Origin of the sequence: Pseudomonas sp. PS01297 (assembly GCF_029959305.1) — a bacterium.
GTDB classification, from domain to species: domain Bacteria; phylum Pseudomonadota; class Gammaproteobacteria; order Pseudomonadales; family Pseudomonadaceae; genus Aquipseudomonas; species Aquipseudomonas helleri.
Map to the genome: position 1 here is coordinate 14086 of NZ_JASCPQ010000039.1, position 22204 is coordinate 36289.

General features: G+C 57.6%; 27 protein-coding genes. 13 read left to right on the forward strand and 14 right to left on the reverse strand.

Features of this window, described 5'->3' with window-relative positions:
- From QMX84_RS13465 to QMX84_RS13500, 8 genes are all read right to left on the reverse strand, one after another.
- Complete coding sequence (locus tag QMX84_RS13465; RefSeq protein ID WP_078457170.1) at positions 1-786, reverse strand: TrbG/VirB9 family P-type conjugative transfer protein; 786 nt, start codon at positions 784-786, stop codon at positions 1-3.
- A 27-nt stretch (positions 787-813) separates the two neighbouring features.
- A complete protein-coding gene (locus tag QMX84_RS13470; protein WP_102886334.1) occupies positions 814-1488 on the reverse strand; it encodes a type IV secretion system protein in 675 nt (224 codons plus the stop codon).
- Positions 1488-2351 (reverse strand): type IV secretion system protein, encoded by an 864-nt coding sequence (locus tag QMX84_RS13475; protein WP_102886335.1) that lies wholly within the window; start codon positions 2349-2351, stop codon positions 1488-1490. Before QMX84_RS13475 ends, QMX84_RS13470 begins: the two co-directional genes overlap by 1 nt.
- The gene (locus QMX84_RS13480; protein ID WP_282364002.1) at positions 2339-2731 is read right to left on the reverse strand and encodes a hypothetical protein; all 393 of its coding nucleotides are present in this window, start codon (positions 2729-2731) and stop codon (positions 2339-2341) included. Before QMX84_RS13480 ends, QMX84_RS13475 begins: the two co-directional genes overlap by 13 nt.
- Complete coding sequence (locus tag QMX84_RS13485; RefSeq protein ID WP_102886337.1) at positions 2724-2936, reverse strand: hypothetical protein; 213 nt, start codon at positions 2934-2936, stop codon at positions 2724-2726. Before QMX84_RS13485 ends, QMX84_RS13480 begins: the two co-directional genes overlap by 8 nt.
- 27 nt (positions 2937-2963) lie before the next feature.
- Positions 2964-3653 (reverse strand): type IV secretion system protein, encoded by a 690-nt coding sequence (locus QMX84_RS13490; protein ID WP_102886338.1) that lies wholly within the window; start codon positions 3651-3653, stop codon positions 2964-2966.
- Complete coding sequence (locus QMX84_RS13495; RefSeq protein ID WP_282364003.1) at positions 3653-6337, reverse strand: type VI secretion protein; 2685 nt, start codon at positions 6335-6337, stop codon at positions 3653-3655. Before QMX84_RS13495 ends, QMX84_RS13490 begins: the two co-directional genes overlap by 1 nt.
- Before the next feature lie 291 nt (positions 6338-6628).
- The gene (locus tag QMX84_RS13500) at positions 6629-7090 is read right to left on the reverse strand and encodes a TrbC/VirB2 family protein (RefSeq protein WP_282364004.1); all 462 of its coding nucleotides are present in this window, start codon (positions 7088-7090) and stop codon (positions 6629-6631) included.
- Between the two features lie 991 nt (positions 7091-8081).
- On the opposite strand from QMX84_RS13500, the gene QMX84_RS13505 reads away from it, so the two are divergent.
- The 9 genes from QMX84_RS13505 to QMX84_RS13545 all read left to right on the forward strand — a co-directional run bounded on the left by QMX84_RS13505 (position 8082) and on the right by QMX84_RS13545 (position 14716).
- Positions 8082-8849: a ParA family protein gene (locus QMX84_RS13505; protein WP_102886343.1), complete on the forward strand. Its 768-nt coding sequence runs from the start codon at positions 8082-8084 to the stop codon at positions 8847-8849.
- Between the two features lie 10 nt (positions 8850-8859).
- Positions 8860-9807: a ParB/RepB/Spo0J family partition protein gene (locus QMX84_RS13510; RefSeq protein ID WP_282364005.1), complete on the forward strand. Its 948-nt coding sequence runs from the start codon at positions 8860-8862 to the stop codon at positions 9805-9807.
- Positions 9804-10154 carry a TrfB-related DNA-binding protein gene (locus tag QMX84_RS13515; RefSeq protein ID WP_102886345.1) on the forward strand — a complete coding sequence of 117 codons (351 nt, stop codon included), beginning with the start codon at positions 9804-9806 and terminating at the stop codon, positions 10152-10154. The genes QMX84_RS13510 and QMX84_RS13515 overlap by 4 nt, the downstream gene beginning before the upstream one ends.
- Entirely contained in the window at positions 10151-10558 is a 408-nt protein-coding gene (locus tag QMX84_RS13520; protein ID WP_282364006.1) for a hypothetical protein, read from the forward strand. The genes QMX84_RS13515 and QMX84_RS13520 overlap by 4 nt, the downstream gene beginning before the upstream one ends.
- Positions 10559-10798: 240 nt before the next feature.
- Positions 10799-11434: a recombinase family protein gene (locus QMX84_RS13525; protein ID WP_028691927.1), complete on the forward strand. Its 636-nt coding sequence runs from the start codon at positions 10799-10801 to the stop codon at positions 11432-11434.
- A 456-nt stretch (positions 11435-11890) separates the two neighbouring features.
- Positions 11891-12448: a helix-turn-helix domain-containing protein gene (locus QMX84_RS13530; RefSeq protein WP_256824074.1), complete on the forward strand. Its 558-nt coding sequence runs from the start codon at positions 11891-11893 to the stop codon at positions 12446-12448.
- Between the two features lie 28 nt (positions 12449-12476).
- Positions 12477-12767, forward strand: coding sequence for a hypothetical protein (locus QMX84_RS13535; RefSeq protein ID WP_051555725.1), 291 nt, complete (start codon positions 12477-12479; stop codon positions 12765-12767).
- Positions 12760-13305 carry a hypothetical protein gene (locus tag QMX84_RS13540; RefSeq protein ID WP_282364008.1) on the forward strand — a complete coding sequence of 182 codons (546 nt, stop codon included), beginning with the start codon at positions 12760-12762 and terminating at the stop codon, positions 13303-13305. The genes QMX84_RS13535 and QMX84_RS13540 overlap by 8 nt, the downstream gene beginning before the upstream one ends.
- A 139-nt stretch (positions 13306-13444) precedes the next feature.
- Positions 13445-14716 (forward strand): DUF1173 family protein, encoded by a 1272-nt coding sequence (locus QMX84_RS13545; RefSeq protein WP_282364009.1) that lies wholly within the window; start codon positions 13445-13447, stop codon positions 14714-14716.
- Positions 14717-14750: 34 nt separating this feature from the next.
- Here QMX84_RS13545 and QMX84_RS13550 read toward each other — a convergent pair whose 3' ends face one another.
- Positions 14751-16034 carry a Y-family DNA polymerase gene (locus tag QMX84_RS13550; protein WP_282364010.1) on the reverse strand — a complete coding sequence of 428 codons (1284 nt, stop codon included), beginning with the start codon at positions 16032-16034 and terminating at the stop codon, positions 14751-14753.
- On the reverse strand, positions 16024-16452 hold the full coding sequence (gene umuD / locus QMX84_RS13555; protein WP_282364011.1) for a translesion error-prone DNA polymerase V autoproteolytic subunit: 429 nt from the start codon (positions 16450-16452) through the stop codon (positions 16024-16026). Before umuD ends, QMX84_RS13550 begins: the two co-directional genes overlap by 11 nt.
- A gap of 1013 nt (positions 16453-17465) precedes the next feature.
- Here umuD and ligD point away from each other — a divergent pair.
- Complete coding sequence (ligD, locus tag QMX84_RS13560) at positions 17466-18413, forward strand: non-homologous end-joining DNA ligase (protein WP_282364012.1); 948 nt, start codon at positions 17466-17468, stop codon at positions 18411-18413.
- A 30-nt stretch (positions 18414-18443) separates the two neighbouring features.
- Positions 18444-18719: a hypothetical protein gene (locus tag QMX84_RS13565; protein ID WP_282364013.1), complete on the forward strand. Its 276-nt coding sequence runs from the start codon at positions 18444-18446 to the stop codon at positions 18717-18719.
- 1099 nt (positions 18720-19818) lie between these two features.
- Here QMX84_RS13565 and QMX84_RS13570 read toward each other — a convergent pair.
- From QMX84_RS13570 to QMX84_RS13585, 4 genes are all read right to left on the reverse strand, one after another.
- Complete coding sequence (locus QMX84_RS13570) at positions 19819-20136, reverse strand: hypothetical protein (protein ID WP_282364014.1); 318 nt, start codon at positions 20134-20136, stop codon at positions 19819-19821.
- Positions 20137-20430: 294 nt separating this feature from the next.
- Complete coding sequence (locus QMX84_RS13575; protein WP_282364015.1) at positions 20431-20652, reverse strand: hypothetical protein; 222 nt, start codon at positions 20650-20652, stop codon at positions 20431-20433.
- A gap of 19 nt (positions 20653-20671) precedes the next feature.
- Positions 20672-20971, reverse strand: a complete 300-nt coding sequence (locus QMX84_RS13580) for an addiction module antidote protein (protein ID WP_028692295.1) — start codon at positions 20969-20971, stop codon at positions 20672-20674.
- Entirely contained in the window at positions 20968-21270 is a 303-nt protein-coding gene (locus QMX84_RS13585) for a type II toxin-antitoxin system RelE/ParE family toxin (protein ID WP_028692294.1), read from the reverse strand. Before QMX84_RS13585 ends, QMX84_RS13580 begins: the two co-directional genes overlap by 4 nt.
- 202 nt (positions 21271-21472) lie before the next feature.
- Between QMX84_RS13585 and QMX84_RS13590 the strand changes: the two genes are divergently transcribed.
- Both QMX84_RS13590 and QMX84_RS13595 read left to right on the forward strand, forming a co-directional pair.
- Entirely contained in the window at positions 21473-21841 is a 369-nt protein-coding gene (locus QMX84_RS13590; protein ID WP_256806710.1) for a hypothetical protein, read from the forward strand.
- Positions 21841-22191: a theronine dehydrogenase gene (locus QMX84_RS13595; protein ID WP_282364016.1), complete on the forward strand. Its 351-nt coding sequence runs from the start codon at positions 21841-21843 to the stop codon at positions 22189-22191. The genes QMX84_RS13590 and QMX84_RS13595 overlap by 1 nt, the downstream gene beginning before the upstream one ends.
- Positions 22192-22204 lie beyond the last annotated feature (13 nt).

Below are 22204 nucleotides of genomic sequence, written 5' to 3' on the forward strand. Positions count from 1 at the left end.
TTATGCCCCCCCGCCATCACGGGCACCACGGGTAACAGTGCGTTTGTAGGGATTAGCCAGGTTTTCAACGCAGACGTAGGCATTGCCACTGCGAACAACGAACATGCTGGCCAGGCGCTTCACGACCATGTAATCGCCTTCACGGCGAGAATCGACCATCGCCTCGGTGCCATCCGGCAGGACGCGGTAGAACTGCGGCAGATCTGCGCCCTTCTTCATCAGGAACTTGGTGAACTGCCCGTCATCCATCACGCCTTGCAGGCCGATGGCTTCCTTGTCGCCCGAGTAGCCGTAGTTGATGTTGGGCGATGCCGGCGTGCCCGAGCTGGTGACCGGCGCGGTGCCAGCTGGGGTTTCACCCTCGGGGTTGTACGAGGCAATGCGGGCGTTCGGGTAGACGAAGCGGACCAGGTACGACTGGCCCGACTTCGCCTTGGTGCTGTTCAGCTGGAAGTAGTAGGTACGCTTGGAGGTGATCACCGTCATGTTGGTGTCGGCGTTGTCTTCAACCGGCTTGAGGAACACGCGGTTGCGAAACGGCATGCTCTGCCAAGCGATGGTGTCGCCCAAGGCCACGACCTTGACCATTTCATCGGCTTCAAACTCGATAGACGTTTGATAGCCGTAAGTGCCAACCAACTCGTAGACTTGGTTCGGATCATATGGCACTTGCTTGACCCGGTTGTCACTCGACAGCGCTTTTGGCAACTTTGCCGCATGGGTGCTAAATGCGCAGAGAGACAAACTCAGGGCAATAGCGGTCGGCAAAACAAACTGTTTTTTCATGATTAGTTTCCTTGTCAGTTCAGCGAATTACCGGCGGCTCAGTTCTTCGCTTTTGCGATATACAGTGGCCAGCGTACCGAAGGGATTCTCCCAACGGTCCCCGAGGGCACGCGGGACCAAGGTATGCGCAACCTTGATAGTCGCAAGGTAACGACGCTCTACAGGTTCTTTGTCGCCCCACTTATGATTGATTGACTTGAACGAAACTTGATATTCGTCGCCAACCTTATTCATCAAGTACGGCTGTCCTTCGATCCAATCATTTTCACCCAGCAGAACATATGGGTTCTGCGGGTTTTCCGGGTTGGTGACTTCCTCATACTCCCGAGCGACTTGCTGCGTCTGGTAGGTGTGGCAAGTATCCGACAGTTGCTGCTTACGCTTGGGGTCAAAGGTTTCACAGGCGCGGATCATGTCGAATAGGGTTTTCTCGATGATCGCTTGTTCCTGATCAACGTTGTCTTGGTCGATGACGCGCTGTTTCAGGACCTCGCCGTCAGCTCCCAGCACCGTGACAACCGGGATGTAGGTCTTGGAGTTCGCCAGGCTTGCCACAGCGAAGCCAAGGCCCAGGATCACAGCTGCCTGTACACCCTGGAAGAACAGCGAGCGGTTACGCTCTTGGCGAGTCTTATTGCCCTCGACTTCACGCTTACGACGGGCTTTTTCAGCCTTATCAAATTGCTTGTCTTGTTTGTCCATTATTTACGAACTCCTAAAGTACGCAGTGCCATCAGAACCAGCGATGAACCACCAACTGCCGCGCCCGATGACAATGCTGCTGCCCAACCGCGCACCTGCAGCATGCAAATGATCATGACCCCCTCAACAATCACCAACTGGCCCCATTGCTGCGCAGTGATCAGGGCCGCATCAGTAATCGTCGCCGCTGTTGCAGCTTCCTTGATTGCGTCCCCGAACACGGAATAACCGAAACGGACAACTGCAATCGAAAGGATGTAGATCAGTGAGAAGTTGAGCATCTTGCTAAACCAGTTCATTGACCACTGACGCACCGCATCGAAGAAAATGAAACCAACCATGACCGGCAAGATGGCCATGATGATTGCCGCACCAAACTTGGCAATCAGCATGTTCAAGACCGCAGCGATGAACAGGATGCAGTTCAGTACAAACAGACCCGTTCCCATGATGATCATCGCTATCTGCCGCCAGCCAACATTCATCAACGTGCTGGAGACTTTGCCAATGTCCGTATACAACGCATCGAGCATGGTGTTGGTACTGGCACCGCCGCCCATGATCTTTGCCGCGATCCCTTCGGTCCAGGCGCCCCAGGCTTGGTAGAGCACCGTGCCGCCTTGTGACCAGTTCAGACAGGTGAACACCAGGGCAGTCAACATGGCCCGCTTGACGATATCCCAGCCTTTGACTGAAACATGGCCGTTGTACATCTGCAGGCCCAATGCGACCCAGTAGCCAACCGCCAGAGTCCATATCAGCGGCTCTACCATGCTGGCCAGGTTGGGAAAAACCTCACTGACAAAGGAAGTGGTTACTTCGTCAGTCGCCCCAACCAGGCCTTTTAACGTTAGCTGCGCCATGGATTCCCGGCCCCGTACACGGTCTTGAAGTGGGAGATCACTTCGGGCGACCGGAAGTCCTCAGCGCTCAAGGCAGCACCCGTTTGTGCTTTGATCTCCTGCGCGGTTTTGTCGATGCACCCCTTCACCAGCCCACCGTCATACGAAGGGTTCTGCATGTAGATTTCGGCAAAGCAGGTACCGGGGAACCAGTCGGCCACATCGTCCTTGCTGGCCTTGAGCAATGGGTTACCGGTCTGCACCTCGGCTACCGGGGCCGATTCGTCAGCCGGGGCCGAACTGAAGTTGATGTTGGTGATGTTGACGTAGATGATCGATCCCACGACAAAGCCGCCAACGCCCAGGCAGATGATGTTGGTCAGGGTGAAGAACTTACGCATTGCGGGACTCCTTGTGCTGGATGACGAATGGGGTGAATTCACAGGCGCATGGGGACTTGTCGATGGTGCCGCTGTTGGTCACGCAACCCGAGGCAGCTGACACCAGCACCAGGACCAGCAGGAGCTTGCCAAGCTTCCAGGTCAGCCATAGCGGCCCCCACACTGGGAAAGTGATTACTCGGAAGATCAACCAGAGCGCTTTCATAGGGTTCTCCTTTCTCGCATGCGAGAATCAGTTGTCGTCCTTCCAGCGGAAGAACTGTTCGTTCTGTGCCGTGGCTTGGTTTTCCTGGTTGGCCAGGTTCGCTTGCAGGTTCATGTTCAGGGCCTGCAGCTTCGATTGGGCCGAGGTCAACATGCCGTTTTCCGTAGCGATACGGTTCTGCAGGTCGGCGGCGTCCTTCGCATTGGTCGTAAGATCGACTTGCGATGACAGGGTGGCCAGGTTGTTCAAATGGACCTGGACCTCGCTGTACAACGCGTCACCAGCGGACAGCGCAGCGACGACCGAGTTAGAACTCAACTGGTAGTCCTTTGCGCGGCTGCTGTCTGGAGAGGCAAACAGCTCCTGCGGCAGCGTGTTGATCAGTTGCTCGTAATAGCTCTGCTTGCTGCCATAGGCGCCCGAGTTCTGGCGGGATACCACTTCCTGCCAGGAACCCGGCACGACCGAGGCCGAGTTGATCGACTCGTTCAGGCCGATGGCGCCACGGCCATAAGTGCCCTGCAGGTTATTCAGGATGTTGCCTTGCGTTTCATACTGATCTTTCAGCGTCTGGTACTGCTGCTGCAGCACAGCCAGGTTTTGCGCAAGACCAGCCCAAGTGCCGGCGTCACCAGTGGGCACGCCCGTGGCTTGCGCCTGGCCAGCAATGGCCACCGACACCGCGACCGCCAAACCGAGTTTCTTGATAGTTGTCATCATCGAACCGCCTTCAAGTTGTGGGTGTTTTTGGCCTTGGCTTCCTGCATGAACACAGGCACCCAGACCGCTGGATCGTCGGTGCCAAGGCGCTCGATGATCTGATCCATCAGGGCGACACCAACGTCATTCGAGGACAGGACCGGAATGAAATCGGACAGGTCCTCATCAGGGTTATCCGACGAGAGATCGAAGCAAGCCCGCACCGATTCCCGGCCACGACGGATCAGGAATTTGTGTTCTTTCGGATTGAGCTTGCGCAGCCATTCCCGCTCGGCCACCGTCAGGTTTTCGTGGTCTTCATCTTTCACCTGGTCGCTCGCCAGGTAGATCTTGGTAACGGTCTGTTTATCGATGGAGTCCGTTTCGCTGCGGAAGTACTTGGCATCCGGCGTCACGAAGATAATCAGCCCGTTCTTACGGCGGATCTGCATGATGAAGTTGTCGATTTTCTTCCGCCAAAACTCGTTTTTGACCAGGTTCTGGCCTTCCTCCAGCACCAGGATGAAGGGCCGGCCATTCATGGCCTGCTCGATCCGGTGCAGCGGGTAGCTCATGACGACAGGCAGTTCAGGCCGCGCCTCGCCGCCCTTGAGCAGTTCCATCATTTCAAAGCAGTAGTGCCGCGCTTGGGTGAAGTCGATGGAGTCTTCGGCATTGTCGAAGACTCCCGCATTGGCGCCGGTGACACCTTTGGCGCCATGCCAGATGGCCATAATGTCGGCCAGCTCGCCTTGACCGTAGGTCCAGACCACATTGCGCAGGCGGCGGTCTACGAACGGCAGGTCATAGTTCTCCTGCACTGCTGCCTTGAAGCGGGTGATATCTTCGGCGCTGGTTGGCGTCGAGGCGTAGCACTCGCGCATCTGGACTTGCCAGTCCACCAGGTACGCACGATTTTCTGGCGTATCGGGCAGCTTGAGCGGGTTCCAGCGCATGTGGCTGTGCGGGGAAAGCGTGGTATGGACGCCGCCCATGGACTTCATGAAGACCTTGGCGCCGTAGCGGTTATCGAACCAGAACACCAGCGGCAGGGCCTTGTCGGCCTCTGCAATCAACATGGCCAGCAGCGTGGTTTTACCCATGCCGGTATCAGCTGCCATGCCCAGGTGGCCGGCTACCATCCCTTCCATTTCACGATGGAAATTGAAGTTGTATTGCGTGTAGCTCTCGGTTTCGAAAGCCGTGATCGCAGGCCCCCACAGGTTGCCGTCGCGACGGCCACGGGCGTAGTTGTGCAGGGAAGCGAAGCCGGCAAAGTTGCTGGACTTGATCTTGCCACGGCGACCGATCAGGGCCTCTTTCTGGCCCGGCAGCTGCGACCAGAAGAAGGTTTCCAGGGCGAACCATTCCCGCACTGGCTTGACCAGCATTTCCACGAAGCAGCCTTCTACAAGGCCCACGGCATGATCCAGACGCTTGCGGTTGATCTCCCGGTTTGCTTCGGTCGTCATCGGCAGCGACGACACATGCACGAAGATAGTCAGGTGATGTGCGCCATTGACCGCGTTGCCACGGCGCAGGTCGCTGATCCCTTGCTTGAGTTCCTTCTGGTCATCCTCCGAAATGTTGTGCTTGTCATCCACCGTCATGCGGCGGGTTTCGTCCAGCATGCCCTGCTCGGCCTCGATCCTGTTCTGGAACGTGAACGACTGGGTGATGATGAACTCCACCGGCTGCTGCAGGAACTTGTCGAGCATCCGCGAGGGCGTGCGGCGCGGCCACTCACCCATGCTCAGCATCGCGCCGATTTTCGATTCGGTACTGCCCCGGATTTCGCACATATTGGCCAGCACCCGGAAATTCAGGCGGGCGTACGGTAGCGATTCCCTGATCAGCAGGTCCGACACCGGCACCTTGCGATTGTCGAGGTTGATCAGGTAGTTGAAGAAACCGCTCAGCTCACAGTGTTCCTCACCCAGGAAGTCATGCACCGCTTCTGCTTCGTAGACTTCGTGATCACCGACCGCAGCCTTGAACTCGTGCCACTGGAGCTGGAAGCGCTGGACGGCATTGAACGCGGTTTCACGATCAACCCGCCCCATGCGCGACTCAGGATGCCGTTGAACCCGCAGGCGGCGCGTGCCGTAGTCGGCCAGGCTGCGCAGTACCAGGTTGGACGCCTTGTAGAGCGAGTCAGCCATCGCATCCAGCGATTCGGCTTCGTTCTTGCTGGCCTCGGTACCGGTCATCAGCGCGATGGCCCGATCCATCAGGCCAGGCATGCCCGCGCGGAAGCGCCTTCTAACCAACGAAATGTAGATATCGTTGATGTAGAAACCACGGCTTTCGTAGCGGCGACGCAGCCGCTTGTTGAACTGCTGGGAGAACCAGGTACCGCCAACGCCGTCTGGAAAGTCAGTCACCTTGCGGCGTACGAACGTGACGTAGACAGTCAGGTCACTGCTTGCGATGGTGCGGAACACCGTGTTGCGCTGCTGCTCGAAACGCTTGATCTGCTCGGCTGAAAGCGAGTCGAACAAGAGGCCGTCCACCTTGATGACCTGCACCAGCGCTTCCTCGCTGGTGATAACGGTTTCGTCATCGTAGTGAACGTCATACGGCACCATTGCGCTCACCAGCATTTCATCATCATCCAGCGCCGCAGCTTCTGGATGTTGAACACCGAGCGAAAGATCCATATTTCGCGTCAGCTTTTTGAATGCTTTATCAACGAGGCGCATAACTGCGATACCCCCAAAGTTTGCGTAACCGTGAAGCTTTCAAGTTACTTGCTGCCTGTAAAACTCCGAACAGATATACGTCTTTGCTGCATATCCAATACGAAACGACAAACAAGACTGGGATAAGCCCCAACGGATACAGTGAACGAATCAACAGTGCTAACAGCACGGGTGCTATCAGACTTATAAGAATGCTCGACAGTGTGAATGGTCCGACCATAGATGGTCGGGCCATTGCCAATACGAGCACTTCACCTTCTTCAAGGTCGTCGTACTCGGCCATCGCTTACCTCACTTCAATGCGGTTTGCGCACCGGTTTTGATGGTATCGACCAGGTTTGGCGAGAAGAACACCAGGAACACACCGGCAACGGCCCAGCCGAACTGACCCCACGACATACGGCCCGACTTGGCCTGGAAGCCGCAGAATGCAATGGCTGCGATGCCCAGGTAGTAGCCGATATCGAAGATCAGGAAGGACACAACGTCCTTGGCCAGGTTTTTCAGGCCGCTGAAATCCATTGCCGCGTTGGCGATTTCAGGGAGAATTGCGAAGGAGAACAGCGACCCCAACACTGCGATCTTGGTGGCTTTGGCCATCCAGTCATCGCGCATCAATGCCTTGTGCGATGGAGTCTTTTGCGAGAGAACTTGTTTCAGGGTTGCAGTGGCTTTGTCCTTGAGCCAGGTCCGCCAGGTTTGTTTGTTGTTGATACCTACGTTGCGTTGAGTTTTGCGAGCAGAGAGTTGCATACCATTGCCTCTTTCATCATGACGGGGAACCCCCGTACGTTACGGTTATTGCCTTATTTGGATTGTTAGGGCAGGTTTCCTTGATGAAGTCGATAGCAGTATCGGCATTCTTAAATAACCTGGTCTTCCCTAACGCGGTTACTACACTGAAACGTTGTCCTGTCGAAGGACTCTCAATGATTAATTCCCATTTTCGACCGTCGCTTTCCGAGCGTTCATTTAGAACAACTCGATAGTCCGGCTGGGCGACGGCGAAAACCGCCAGTTCTTTCTTGTCTAGGCTCTGCATCTCTTCCCCTGGGCAGCTAGTGGCCAAATACAGGGGCGATACTGGAGTCCTCTTCGATTTTGTTCTAGATCCCACCTCTCATTTCTTCCCTCTTTCGGGTTTTATTCCATGAAATCCGTGTTTCGTGATTTACAATAGAGCTTTCATTTCACGAAATCAATGTTTCATCGCTAGAAATTGCGGGTCCATCACATTTCTCGACGAACGGACAAGCCCCTGGCCAAGGCCTGGTAAGCGTCTGTATTGGTTAACTAACTGTTTAGAAAGGAAAATATCCATTTTTCTGCATCTGCAATGCGGGCGGGCACCGGGTCCGTTCCGGGCGATGTGTATCGCAGGCGATACACCACGAGCAGAAGACAGCAGAAATGGAAAAGTGCTCAAACGAGCCGACAGATGGTCATGCAGGGAGGTCGGGTGAGCAGCTGGGAGCCGCCCCAGCTGTCACCCTGGCCAACAGATACCGAGCGCAAGGAAACCAACCCGCACGACCCATGCTGACGTGCGCGCAGTGTAGCAATACTGCTGCCTGCGTTTCTCGCACGCGAGAATGCTTGCCGCGTAATACGTGACCCCTATCAATTTCCCGCATGCGAGAAAATCCCGGTAAACCCTTTTTAGGGGTTGACTACGGGGTTTACTAATGGAAGGATGATCCCACTTTCAATCAACCGCTTCACCGGAGACAACAGGAAGGTCACCATGAAACGCACAGCCGTTGCGAACCAGAAGGGTGGCGTTGGCAAAACCACCCTTGAAGCCCACCTGGCCTGCTACGCCGCCGAACAGGGTAAGCGTGTGCTTGTCCTCGACCTGGACGAGAGCGATCTGTCGCAGTTCTTCCCGCCCATCGAGGATGACGACGACACGCCTTACCTGCTTGCTAGCCAGTTGTTCACCAATGAACATGAAGGCTACCAGCCGCGCCAGGTCGCGCAGAACATATGGCTGATTGAGGCCGATGTTGCCCTGCTCGATGTGGACGACATGGATCTTGATGTGGTGACCAACCTCGGCAAAGCCCTGGACCGCTTCAATGGCGAGTTCGATTTGTGCCTGATCGACACTCCACCAAACCTGCAGCGCCGCATGATTGCCGCGCTAGCTGCCTCGGACTCGGTTGTCACCCCCTTCAACATCAGTGCCTTCACCTTGGCGCGCATGCCCAAGCTGATGGCCACCATTGAAACCGTCCGTGAGCGGTACAACCCTGCCCTGCGTTTCCTTGGATTCATGCCGAATCTGATCAACAGCCGCTCACCCGAAGAGCTTGAGATCCTGCCAAGCCTTCGTGAAGAACACGGCGATGCCATGTTCAACGAGCAGATCACCCACCGCCCCTGCATCAACAAAGCACTCGCCAATGGCAATCCAGTGTGGCGCAAGGCTCGCAGCGGCAGTCAGCGTGACGCAGGAAAGGAAATGAAAAAGGCCTGTGCAGCGGTGCTCAGCAAGGTCTTTTCAGCGTGAGGATTGAATCATGACCGAGAAGAAAAATTCCTTTGGCCGTGTGGTTAAAGCCACGGCTCAAAAGCTTTCAGACTTCCAGAAACGCCCGGCTATCAACGATGGTTCCCGCGTCGAATCGATCAGCCCTGGCGAGATCGAATGCGTAAAGCAGATCCGCCGCAAGGACAACCCGGGATTTTCTCAAGAATCGCTTGAGGAACTGGCTAAGGACATTTTGGCCAATGGCCAAATCGAACCCTGTGTCTTGCGTCCGCACCCGAATCCAGAGTCCGGGTACAAGTTTCTGATGGTGGCCGGCGAGCGCCGCTATCGGGCTTGCATCATCGCAGGCGTATTGGTTCAGGCCGTCGTCAAAGAGCTTACCGACGCTCAGGCGAAGCGTATCCAACGCTCCGAGAACGTCCACAGCGAAAACCTCAGCCAACTGGATATCGCCCTGGCTCTGAAAGAGAGCAAGGAAGAACTGGGCACCTTGGAGAAGGTGGCCGAGGATTGGTCGAAAAGCATCAACTGGGTTGCCGAGCGCCTAGCCTATCTCGAAAACGTCACCCGTGATGGTGCGAGCCGGGAAGCCGTGACCCGTGGTGTTACTGCCGACATTTCAACGGTGAATGATATTGGCCGGTTGGAACGTCTGGACCCACAAGCCGCGGCTGATCTGGTGCAGCGCGCCGAGGACAATCTGGATCTGAACCTTCGCCAGGAAGTGCGAACCACCTTGCGCAATACCAAGGCCTTGCGCGTGCATAACGGCGGATCAAAAAAAGGCGCGGATAAGGGCGGTCCACAGGCATCGACCCAACAAACCCTGCTCGATGACCAGCTGGGCAAACTGCGCGAAGCCAACACCGTGCTTGAAGCCCAGGTCAAAACGCTTTCGTCAGAGAACACCTACCTCAAGGCCGAGCTGGAGGAAGCACGCAAGCAGCTGGCCGAGCGCTGGAAAGATTCTGAATGAGCGTCCGCCACACTGACCAGGACCTGCGGATACCGCGTGAGGAATTTGAGCGGATCCGCACCAAGTCGAAAATGCACTCACGCAGCCTCGACGTTGCCTTCGAGATCCTGGTCGAAGGCAAGGGCCTTGTTGCCGTCGCCAATGCACACGGGCTTACCAAGCAGCGTGCCTTGGCGATTCGCGACAAGATCTATTCCAGCTACCTCACACAAACGCCGGAAGGATGGCGGTGCGCGCAGATCTGCGCACCCGCCGAAATGATTGACCGCTTCGTGCTGGAGGCCGATGCCGAAAGGCTGCGGTACTGGCAGACCCATTCCATGACCACCAAGGACGTTGACCCATGACCACCTCGACAGAAAAGGACCTTGCTCAGTTACTGCAGCCGCTGCAGGAAAGTTTCGCGGGCATTAACCGCTCGCTGCGCATCCTGGCTGATAGCAAATTGCTGGAAACATTCGGGCCAGAGCTGGCTGACCGAAAGGGCTGGACTGAAAAGTTGAAGCAAGCGCACGAAGCTGATCAGCAGGCTCTGGTCGACCTGCACCAGGCTGGAGGAATGGCCCGATACCCAGGCGGCTATGACCAGATCGTGAAAGACCACGGCGAGGACGAAGCCAAAAAGCTGGCCGCGCCCGTGGTCAGCGCCTTGGAGCATCGCCAGGTTACGTCTGCAGAGCTTGCAGAACTGGAGGCCGCTCAACCGGTGCTGGCCCGGTTGTATCAGGAATATCGCCGGCTGGTTGGCTGATCCACGCGAGCGGTCCCTGAAGTGACGAATTGATTCATGAGGTATGGCATGGTCGCAGTGGTAGCGACCTGGACCGCCCTCTAATTCGTCACTCGGGGGACCAGTAGATCAGGCCGTCATTTATGGGTATACCCCATATGGCACAGATATGTCCTGCCCTGCCCCTTCGGCGCAGAAACAAAAAAAACACCCATTCTGATACACTGATTTGAGTACACCCATACTGATACGGTATCCCCAATGTTCATCCGCGCTTACCTACGAGCTTCGACCGATGATCAAGACGCTAGCCGCGCCCGTGATCAGCTGGAAGCATTCGTCGCCGGCTTCGGCCTCGCCATTGCAGCCAGTTACATGGAGAACGCCAGCGGCTCGCATGCCAACCGACCCGAGCTGATCCGACTATTGAAAGATTCAAGGCGGGGCGATGTGTTGCTGGTGGAGAGTATCGATCGACTATCGCGCATGGGCGATCAGGATTGGCGGGAACTCAAGGGCGCGATAGACCAGCGAGGTTTGCGTATCGTCGCCATCGATCTGCCGACCAGCCATCAGGGCATGACATTGCCCACCAACGATGAATTCACAGACCGCATGCTGTCGGCCATCAACTACATGATGATCGACATGATGGCGGCAATTGCCCGTAAGGACTATCAGCAGCGCCGGGAGCGACAGCACCAGGGCATCGTCAAAGCAAAGGCGGCGGGTGTGTACAAGGGCCGGCCCGTGGACGAGGATCTGCGCAAGCGTGTGCGCGAGCTGCTGGGTGCCAACCTCGGGATCCGCGCCACGGCCCGCCATGCCAACTGTTCAACCACAACTGTCATGCGTATTCGTGACGAGCTTTCAGTCGAGCCGGTCGGGAATGGTTGACTAGCGCAGGCGAAGCCGGAGTCTGTCAGCCATTCACGACTGGCCGCCGCCGGCCAGGCGACTTTGAGGCCCTAACAGCCAATACAAATGGAGCAAGCGTTAGGAGATCATAAGAACGACGACTACAAGCCCTTGTAATACGTGGCCTGCAGGGCAGCACCTCGCTCACCATATGCACGAACCTCCGATCATGATCCGTGAGCGACCATCGCTCACTATCTATGACCTACCCCTAGCTCATTATCCGTGAGCTAGGTTAGCTCACCCTATGAGCTACCCCCCCTCCGTGAGCTACCCCTAGCTCATTCGTGAGAGATATCGCACAAGATTTGAGAGATAACGTGCAAGTATGAGCTACCCATCGCTCACCATATGAGCTAGGGTATGCGTGACTCATGAACGATATCTGACAAATTTGCTCGATATCGATCAAGGAATAGCACTGTAGGAGGCCCAATGGCCAGTGACAATAACGAGATCCGCGCCTATGCGCAGCCTGCTCAGCGCGGCACTTGGGTGCAGACTGAACGCGCTGGCCACGAAGCATGGGCCGCGTTGACAGCGCAGGCTCCCCGCGCTGCCCAGTTGATGCACATCCTGGTGCAGCACATGGACAAGCAAGGCGCGCTCATTATCAGCCAGGCCACGCTGGCCAAACTGATGGAAACATCGGTGGCCACCACAAAACGCGCTATCGCCATTCTGACCAAGCACAACTGGATCCAGACCATCAGCGTAGGTGGCCAACGCGGTGGCACGCTCGCTTATGTGGTGAACAGCCGCATCGCTTGGGCCGACAAGCGGGACAATCTGCAGTACGCCCTATTCAACGCACGGGTGCTGGTTTCGACAGAGGACCAGGCCGATTTGGGCAATGCCAAGCTCAAGCAGCTGCCAACGATGGAAGACGGCGACATTCAATTGCCTGCAGGCCCTGGCATGGACCCACCCGCCCAGGAATCGCTGGACGGCATGTTGCCTGATATGCCGTCGATTCCGCACAACAACAGCTAACCGCGATCATCATTCAGGGAGATTCACGATGCCACAGCCAAGCAACAGGACTTTCGAAGAACAGGAGCTGCACGCCAAGGCCCAGTGCTTCGACTGGAACAGCGACTACCCACATGGCGCCTTGGTCAGCTACGAAGAACTATATGGCCAGGGTGAAACGCACCGCGACGAAACGCGAGGCAAAGCGTGGGTGATGTGTGGCCAAGCCGTGATTTTTGTTGCTGGTTTGTCCGGTGCTGTATCGCTCGACCACTGCACCGTCGTTGCGGCCCTGGAGGCCAAGCAAGAACCGGCAGCTGGGGAAGTCGATCATGTCTGACGAGCGCTATGCACAGCTGCAGCGGACGCTGATCGAATCCGCCAAGCAGCACCTGGTCGAGCTGACCGGTGCCTTGGCGCTGCCCAACGGTGTGGACCGCAACGAGGGTGTTTCTTCGGCCTGGTGGCAACTGACCGCCCTCACCCAGCTGACCAACTTCGACAGCGGGCTGGACGAGGCGACCAAGCATGAACTGCGTGCCATCGATCAGTTAGCCATCCAGGCGACAACTCAGCCGGTAGACAAGGCACTGGTGGCCAGCGAGGCGGACAGTGATATTGCAGCTGCGTTGGCCGATCCCACCAGCTCGAACTGGTTTAGGCACAGCTTGCAGCAAGCGTTACCGCGTGATCCGGTGGATGCGGTCAATGATGCCGAGTGGCTTTTCGAGTTGTTGAACAAGCGCTGCGTGGCCCAGCTGCAGGACGATCCTGCACCGCCTATGAACATGGCTTTTCGTACGGCTGATGGTCGCACCACGCAGATCGACATTGCACAGGCTACGCCAGTCATCGAGCTTGGCGACTTCAAGGCCTGATTTAGCCAGGCCCCAAAAAGACGAAACCCGCAGCACGGCAATGCTTGCGGGTTTCTAGGTTTTTGCGAAGGAGCAAAAATCCACGTGCTCATTGTACATCGAGCACAGGAGATTTCACAGCGTCACGGAGGAAGCAGCTATGGCAGATCAACGGTATGCGGTAAGCATCGGGCTTGGCGAAAAGGCCGAGCAGTATTCGGAGGCTTACCAGACCCAGCCAAGCTATGCGGTGCAGTGGAAAGGCGTGCTGCAGAAGGCACACGGCCATGCCCTGGTCCGCTGCCTGTGCCCAGGCAAAGGCACGCGGAGGTTGGCCGTACGGCACAGGTCAGATAAGGATTCGTTCCACCTATCCCGTTATCCCCACACCGGCGCCGAGCATGCGCTTGATTGCCTGTACTACTCGCCCGACCCCGACAAGTCTGGCTTAGGCGGCTACAGCAAAGGTGTGGTCGAGGAAACCAAGGACGGGGACCTCAAGGTCAAACTCACCTTATCGCTGCGCAAGAAGGATCCGGCAGAAGTTCAGCCGATGGAGGGCACCGCCCCTGCCCCATCAAGCGGAAAGCCCACGAAGCCGGCGATGACCTTGGGCGGCTTGCTGCATCTGCTATGGAGCGAAGCGGGCCTCAATCAGTGGGTGCCAGGCATGGCCGGCAAGCGCGGCCTCGGGCTGATTCACAGTCGGCTGCAGCAAGCTGCCGACCGCATGCTGGCTTCGCGCATGAGGATTGGCGATGCCCTGGTCATTGCGACGAACTCAGCTGGCCAGCAGGCCGACGCCAACAGCCTCAAGGTGGCCAGCGCAATGAGGAACAGCCGCCGCTTGGTCGTCATTGCCCCGCTGGCCGGCTACTCCGAGGAACGCGAGCAGACCATGGACCGGTACATCACCATCACCGGCTTCAACGGTATTCCGCGTCTGTTCACTGACGGCGATCTTTGGCAGAGAACCGCCCGGAGCTACGAGGCTGCGTTGCGCGGTTGGCGTGAAGGCCGGCGCGTCATCGCTATTGTTCAGACCGATCAGCCCACCTCAGCCAGCAAAGCCCAGGCGCTCAACGTCGCCCTGATGGTCGTCAGTGATGAATGGATCCCCATTGAATCTGGCTACGAGGGTGTGATCGAGGCGCTGTTGCGCGAGCAAGGGCGCCGGTTCGTCAAACCCATGCGATTCGATGCAGGGCAGGAGCAGGTCTTTCCCGATTTCTGGCTTATGGACGTCGGCGCCGGCAGAGAGGTGCCGATGGAAGTGTATGGCCGTCAGGATCCGAAGTACCTGGCCCGCAAGCAGGTCAAATGCGCTTACTACGCCCAGCACTACGGGCCAACCGGCTGGTGGTCTTGGGATGCCAGTTCAGATCCGCGTGGCCTGAATATTCCAGCCTTCCCACCAGCTCGGCATCCGTAGCATGGCGACGAAAGCTGATTCTCGCACGCGAGAATTACCGGCATTGTACTTTCCACAGCTGGTCCCAGCTGGTCATGTAACTGGGGCTTAGCAATGCTCGCCGCATCCCCCAATCCGGCGTCAGCGGGACTGCGGCAGTCCGCAAACAGTCGTGGCCCCATCGTCGGTTGATCTTGTCCATGGTGGCCATCAGAGCGTCCGAGCGCTCGGGTTGGCTCGGGCTGAACAGGTCCTGCGTGTACTCCCCCCGCTTGCGCAGATCCATCAGCAGTACCTCGGCCTTGCTGTAAGCAAAGCCGGGCCGATAGATCTCCCCTACCGCCTGCAGCGCGTACTTAGTCAGCTGCCGAACGTCATCAGTTGGGTATGCGGGTATGCAGGTAGCCGCGTTGGCGTACTTTGGCCCGTCGCCATGGAATGAAGTCTGGATGCCGATGCGCAGGGCACCGCACAGCGAGCGCTGCCGGCGCAGCTTCTCGGCGGCGCGGTGAATGTAGGTCGCCAGCGCCTCCTGCAGGCCCTGGAGCGTATGCACACGCTGGCCAAACATCCTGCTTGAGCAGATCGATTGCTTGGCAGGCGTGGACTGTTCAAGGTCCATGCAGGATTCGCCCTGCAGCTCCCTGATGGTCCGTTCAAGCACAACGCTGTACTTGCGGCCCATCGCTCGCGCTTCGGCCTGCGACAGCTCCCAGGCCGTGCTTATTCCGTCGCGGGCCAGGTTGTCACGCATACGGCGACCGATCCCCCACACTTCATCAACCGGCATTCGCCGGAGCAGCCATTCGACCGCCTCGGGCTTGCGCAGGTCGACCACGCCGCCTGTTTTCTCTCGCCACACTTTCGAGGCGTGCTGCGCCGCCTTTGCCAGGGTCTTCGTGTGGCCGATGCCTACTCCTACCGGTAGGGCAGTCCACTGCAGCACTCGGGCTTGAATCGCCCGGCCTACATCAATGATCGGCTCAGGTAGCCCGTCGAGTCGCACGAACAGTTCGTCAATCGAATACCGTTCCCAGTCCGGTACCAGGGATTCGATGGCCACACCCACGCGATGACTCAGCTCGCCATACAACGTGTAATTGCTGCTGAAAACGGCGACGCCGTTCTGCTCCAAGAAGCCGCGCACCTTGAAGTAGGGGTCCCCCATCTTCAACCCAAGGGCTTTCGCCTCGTTCGTACGAGCCACAATGCAACCGTCCGAGTTGCTCAAAACAACGACTGGGCGTTGCCGTAGCTCCGGTCTGAAAATGCGCTCACAACTGCAGTAGAACGAGTTCACATCCACCAGGCCGAAGACGGGCCGAGGTTCACTGTGCATGCTGCGTGAGATCCCAAGTCACAACCCCGAACACCTCGATGGTGCCGTACTCGCTGGGCGCGATGCTCTTGTACGCCGGGTTTGCCGATTCAAGAATCCAGCCTGCCGGCGACCTGGCCAGCCGCTTCACCAGCGGCTGGTTATCGACGTAGGCCAGCACGATATGGCCAGAGCTGGGCGTGATCGAGCGGTCGACCACCAGGCGGCTCCCATCGAAGATGCCGGCATCGCGCATGCTGTCGCCTTCTACCTGGACGATCCAGACATGCGGGGCGCGGATGTTCATCAGTTCATCCAGGGAAAGCGGTGGCTCGTAGTAGTCAGCTGCTGGACTCGGAAAGCCGCCTGCAGCACAGCCGGCAAGCACCTGCAGCAGCTGATCGGAAGCCGCGAGGGGGAGGGGAGTAAGCGCGTTCATAAGGCACCGTGAATTACTGTATCCATATACAGTAATTCAGGTCGAGCGATGCGGCTAGAGCCGCTGGTATAAAAGGCTCAGCCCACACCGGCGAAGGTATAGTCGTTCTCGGTCATGGTGTTCGTGCAAACCTGGGAACGAACGGCCTATGATAGGCGCTGCTACGCACCGAACGCCGAATTGACCGGCGAATTCACCGGCGAAGTCGGCGGCGAATTTCGGGCACAAAAAAACCGCCTGGACGGGCGGTTCGTTTGTGCGAATCGAATGGACGTTCGTTTCGCGGTTCGCTGATAGCGTCAACAAGGCCGATAGTAAATACAGTGGTACTGTTGCGCAATAGCCGAACAGCGACCGGCGCAATGATCAAAATTGATCATCGGAAGATTCACCGAAGCACCGAGTAAAGCGATCATCATTTTGGCTAACGCAATTTTTTTGGGAGTTTGGGCGAATATGCCCAGTTTATCAGCCTGTTGCCGCCACCTAGCGGCATTGCTAGGCATCGTCAAGCCCCCGTCGTCATTCGGAAAAATAAACTTCACAAACACGTAAAAAGGCTTTTTTCGGTCATGGTTTTTGCAGTATGAAGTAAAGCACCGGGCGGCTTGCTGCCTTGGGGGGCCTTTCCACCGCGTCTGGACAACGCGCCGGGAATGGAGAGGGCCGATGAACACTCTGGTTCGCTGATAGCGTCAACACCCTTACGGGGCTGATCAGTGAAACCGTTGCACTGTCCGGTAAGTGCGGCGGGCCAGGGACCTACCTTTTTGGGGGTTCTATGAAAACGCTAAAGCGTCTCATAGAGGTGGTCAACGTGGCTGATTTCCTGGCCAAGCTGACAAACGTTTACAGGGCCTGGCTCTGGATTCGTGACCACCTTGATTGATAAGTAACACAGCTGCAGGCCCCGCTACTTGTTAGCGGGGTTTTTTTTGCCCGTGGGCGGGCCGGTGGACCTTTTCAACGCTACCAGGCATCCATCGCATATACCCGGCATGAGGCGCAGCACTATGCGAGGAGCCAAGAACTTTCCACACCGCATCCAGCCCCAATTGGTCAGCCTGCTAACCAGGCCACCACGCGGCGATTGGGTGTACGAAATCAAGTTTGATGGTTACCGCATGTTTGCGCGCATCGATGGTGGCGTGGGCCTGTTCACTAAGAACGGCTATGACTGGACGAAGCGCATGCCGCGACTTGCCCAGGATCTGCAGTCGCTTCCCGTCCGTGGCACCTGGCTGGACGGTGAAGTGGTGGTGCAGGACGATGATGACCGTCCAGCCTTTCAGGCGTTGCAAGAGGCCTTTGCATCCGGCAAGACCGACCGCTTGATCTACTACGTCTTTGACCTGCTTTTCATAGACGGCGTGGACCTGCGGCCACGGCCCGTCGAGCAGCGAAGGGACCTGCTGCGCGTGCTGCTGGAGCAGGTCGATCTTGATCAGGTCCGCTTCTCCGAAACCCTCGACGCGGATCCGGCCCACTTGCTGGCCAGCGCTTGCGCAATCGGGATCGAGGGCATCGTCGGTAAGCGACTGGGCAGCTCATACGTGGGGGAGCGCGACGGTTCATGGATCAAGCTCAAGTGCCAGCAGCGCCAAGAGTTCGTGGTCCTCGGCTTCACCCGAAGTTCTGCCGGCATCGGTTCGCTGCTGATCGGCCTGCACGACGACGCCGGCCAGCTGCAGTACGCTGGCCGTGTGAGATCCGGTTTCACAGGGCGCGAGCTGGAAAGGCTCATGGACCGGCTACGCCCCTTGATTCGGACCACACCCCCACTGCAGGCGCCGCCAAAGTTGAGTGTCGCCGTGGTGTGGGTAGACCCGCAGCTGGTGTGCGAAGTGAAATTCGCGGAACTAACACCCGCAGGCAAGGTGCGCCACGCCGTTTACATTGCGCTACGCGAGGATAAGCCCGCCTCCGCAATCAGCCTGGAAAGTGACACCGACCCTGTTTGACCCACGGCCCCGTTGGGCCGGGAGGCGAGCGTGTATGAGGTGCATATCGATGCCGAGTCGTGCGTCATCCAATGTGAGATTCTGGATGTGATCGAGGCCGAGTCCAACCCAGGACTTTGGACCAGCGACTGGGATGCCCAGGGCTACCGCGAGCTGGAGTTTCGAGTGGAATCGGGCGTGGCGTACGACGCTGACGGGCAACCCAGTGAGCTGGGACGCAACGGGTGCGCCGAGTTGGTGGACAGGTACGCCGAGTTCATCGAGGACGAACTGTGGTTGCAGCTGGACAAGGAGAGGGGAGGGTAGCGAGCAAAAGAAAACCCGCGTTGGCCAGGCCGCAGCGGGTTCCTCCGTCAGTCAGGTGTTAGCCGTTCCAACTATCGCGGATCCACTCAACCAGGAGCTTTGCAACAACCTGGATGGTGAGATCTTTAAGGAATTTATGCATTCCAAGGACCCTCACGGTGCAGGCCTCTGTCTCTATCGCAGCTTTTCCGGAACACAGGCCGACGACGAGATAGCAAGTCAGATGATCTCTGCGAGACGCGGGCGGGGCTGATGTTAACCAGGGATCAAATCCGCGCGGATTCCTAGGCCCGCGTCCCCAGCAGTGTTTTGAATCTTTAGAACGGGGGCACCCCACCCGGTACAAACATGCCACATACGACTGCCCGCGATATTACCGGCTCCGCTGTCGCTGTGCCATCACAAAAGGGGTTGACCAGGCTTTTTTTGGGCGAAAAAAAACCGCCGTAGGAGGGCGGTTTTCTTCGGCATCGCGGTTAGGAGCCGCTTTGCCAGGTCTCGCAAAGATCATCTGACTGGGTTAATAGTCGCAAGAGTTGACAGGTATGGCAACTATTTTTTGAGTAATCCACCAGTAAACGCTGGGGTAAATGGGCCTGCGCGCCATGGGCGTGCCCCCATCCGGGGGGCGGCTGTCGTGAACCAAGCCCCGGCCAAAAGCACGCCGGGTCTTGGCCCTGCGGGCTTCCATCCTCACGCCTCCGGCCTTCGGCCTGCGCGCTCCGCTTGCCGGTCGTTCCAGGGACCATCGCGGCTAGCTCAACAGCCCTCGGCAGGAAGCGGACGCCCCAATGGCCTATCCGCCACCAGGCCTTGCCTGCAAGGGGCTTTCGCGGCATATCCTCACTCGCTGCGCTCCCTGCGGTATTCCACGGTCCCCTTGCACGCGGCCTGGCTCTGGATAGTCCGGGCTTACCGCGTCCTACCGAAGGCTGCCGAGCAGATCCACCCAGCGGTGGCGCGCTTCCATTCCCAAAGAGCAGGGCGGCATCCGCTTCGCGGCTGCTGCTTTGAAAAGCGTTTGTTTCCCGCGCCCAAACGCTCGGCATTAAAGCAGATCTGCAAGAGCGCCTGCGGTCAAGCGCTCTGAACAGTTGATTCAGCCGATGAATACACGCACCAGGGGGCTGTCGAGAATGGAGACGTGCCGTGACAGCAAACAGGCAAAAAGCCCCAGCGTGATCAGCGTGTAGATGTAGCGGCGTTTTCTCTCCGGCGTCAGATCAAGATCCGTCATCGCAGGGAAGTCACCCATAATCCCCTTGGGGACTATGACCAGGAAGGCGAATAACACATAGTCCCAGCCAGTGAATCCAGGGTAGGGGGAATGTAGCGATGCCCACGCGGCGACACCCACCCATACCGCCCAAGCGAGGGCGTAGCGCGGCCTTTTGGTCATGCAAGCGATGTTTTCCATGTGCCAAATACTCCTTGTGTGGATGGTGCCTATTTCACGTAATAGCAGGGGTCTTGAGCACGGGCAGCTTTGGTTTTACCAGGTAGCTTGGCCATTGCCTCAGCCAGATCTCGCCAAGGAAACTGATGGTTTGGGGTTTGAAGGCTGCACCCATATCCATGCACGAATATTCTGTCCGGTTCACTGGCTCGGGTTGCCATCCGGCATTCCTGGCAGGAAATGTCGTCGCCTTGCAGTATCCATAAGCGAGACCAGTCACGCAGTCTGTTGCTAAGGCTTATTCTCGGCATGGGCCTATTCCTCCCGCTTGGCCGAGCGACCTTCCTTCCAGGTCATCGCGTAGAAAATGACGATGCCCACAATGGCGCCGATAGGGCCAGCGCGCTCAATCCATGTGCTTGAAAATGTCGGGAAGGCCAGTTTTAGCCCTATGAGAATCATGGCGGCAACGAGCCACCCAAAGCCTGCTGCCACGGGTGTGAGCAAAATCCGTTTGACGATCAGATCCGTGTTCATAGCGACTCCATTTGGGTTGTTAGTGTGCCGGTTCAACGTGCTTGCGAGTTGTCAGGTCCAGGCCAACGGCACGCATCACGGCCAGCAGGGTTTTCAAGGTCGGGTTGCCCTTGTCCGAGAACGACCGGTAAAGGTGTTCGCGGGAAAGGCCAGATTCATTGGCAAGGGCGGTCATCCCTTTGGCGCGGGCCACGACACCCAGGCATTTTGCGATATAGGCCGCATCGCCTGTTTCGAATGCGTCTTCCATGAATACCGCGATGGACTCAGCATCGGTCAGCGCATCAGCGGGGTCGTAGTCGTAAAATTGTTCTTTCATTCATCGTCACTCCACTGGCTGGCCAAGGACTTGGCGGTTTCGATATCCCGCGCTTGGCTGCTCTTGTCCCCACCACACAGCAACAGGACCAGCTGGTTACCGCGCTGCTGGAAATACACGCGGTAGCCGGGGCCGTGGTGGATACGCAGTTCGCTGATCCCTTGGCCCACTGGTTGAACGTCTCCAAGCAGACCATGCGCAACGCGGAAGACTCGCGCAGCGATGATGGCTTTGGCCTGCTTGTCTCGCAGCTTGCGTTCCCAGTTCCTGTACGTGGCGGTTTGTTTAATTGTCTTCATGGGATTGATTGTAGCTTATAAATCACGAACGGACAAGATTCTCGCATGCGAGAAAGTCAATTAATGGTAAATATAGATTTGACTTAAAGTTGACGCAAGCGGTTTTTTTTGGGATACTGAATCCGTCGAAGTAATCCCGCCTCGACAGCGAGCCTGGAACCAGCGGCGGCAACCGCTCCGGGCACACTGCGAAGGAGTTTCCATGAGCGCCTATATCATCAATCGTTTTCACATCTCCGCCATTCTCATGTTCCGCTGCAACGGCAAGCCGGACGCAACCACCTACCAGATCCTTGCCGATCAAGGCCAGCAGCTGCTTGACGAAAACATCCGCTCCGTACGCACGCGCTACCCTGGCGAAACGTTCAAGGCCGAGCTGTTCGGCCTGGATGAAACTGTGCGCAAGCCCAGCCCGCTCGAAGTCCTCAAGCTCATCCAGTGCCTGGAATATCAGTCCAATCAAAACCCCGACTATTACGCGACCCAGGCATTCCGCACGCTGCATGAAATTCGCCGCATAGCCCAGTCCAAGCTGCCGGGCTGGGATCAGGCGAGTTGGGATTTGGTCTGATGGCTGGCAATGCCCAGCAGGTAGCGCCGCCCATGTGGCGCTACTCCCTGCGCTGGTGTATGCCTCACCTGCCTTGCCCTGGCGACTTTGAGTTGCTGGTGATCGAGGCGCCGGCAGGGCAGAAGCTCCCCGAGGAAATGCGCAAGGCGTGGGAGGCCCGCCCAGCAGGTTATGGCGTCTGCCTGGACTTCCCAGCCTCGCAAGCGGTAAGGCGCTGGAGCGACGAGGCCAAGGGCAAGGTACGGCGCAAGAACCTTGAGCGGCGGATAGAGAAACAAGCGCCATTGTTTGCGGATGAATTGATTGCCCGCGAGCTGGCCCAGCGACCCACCTATTTCGAAGACAAGTAACCCTAGCCGGTAC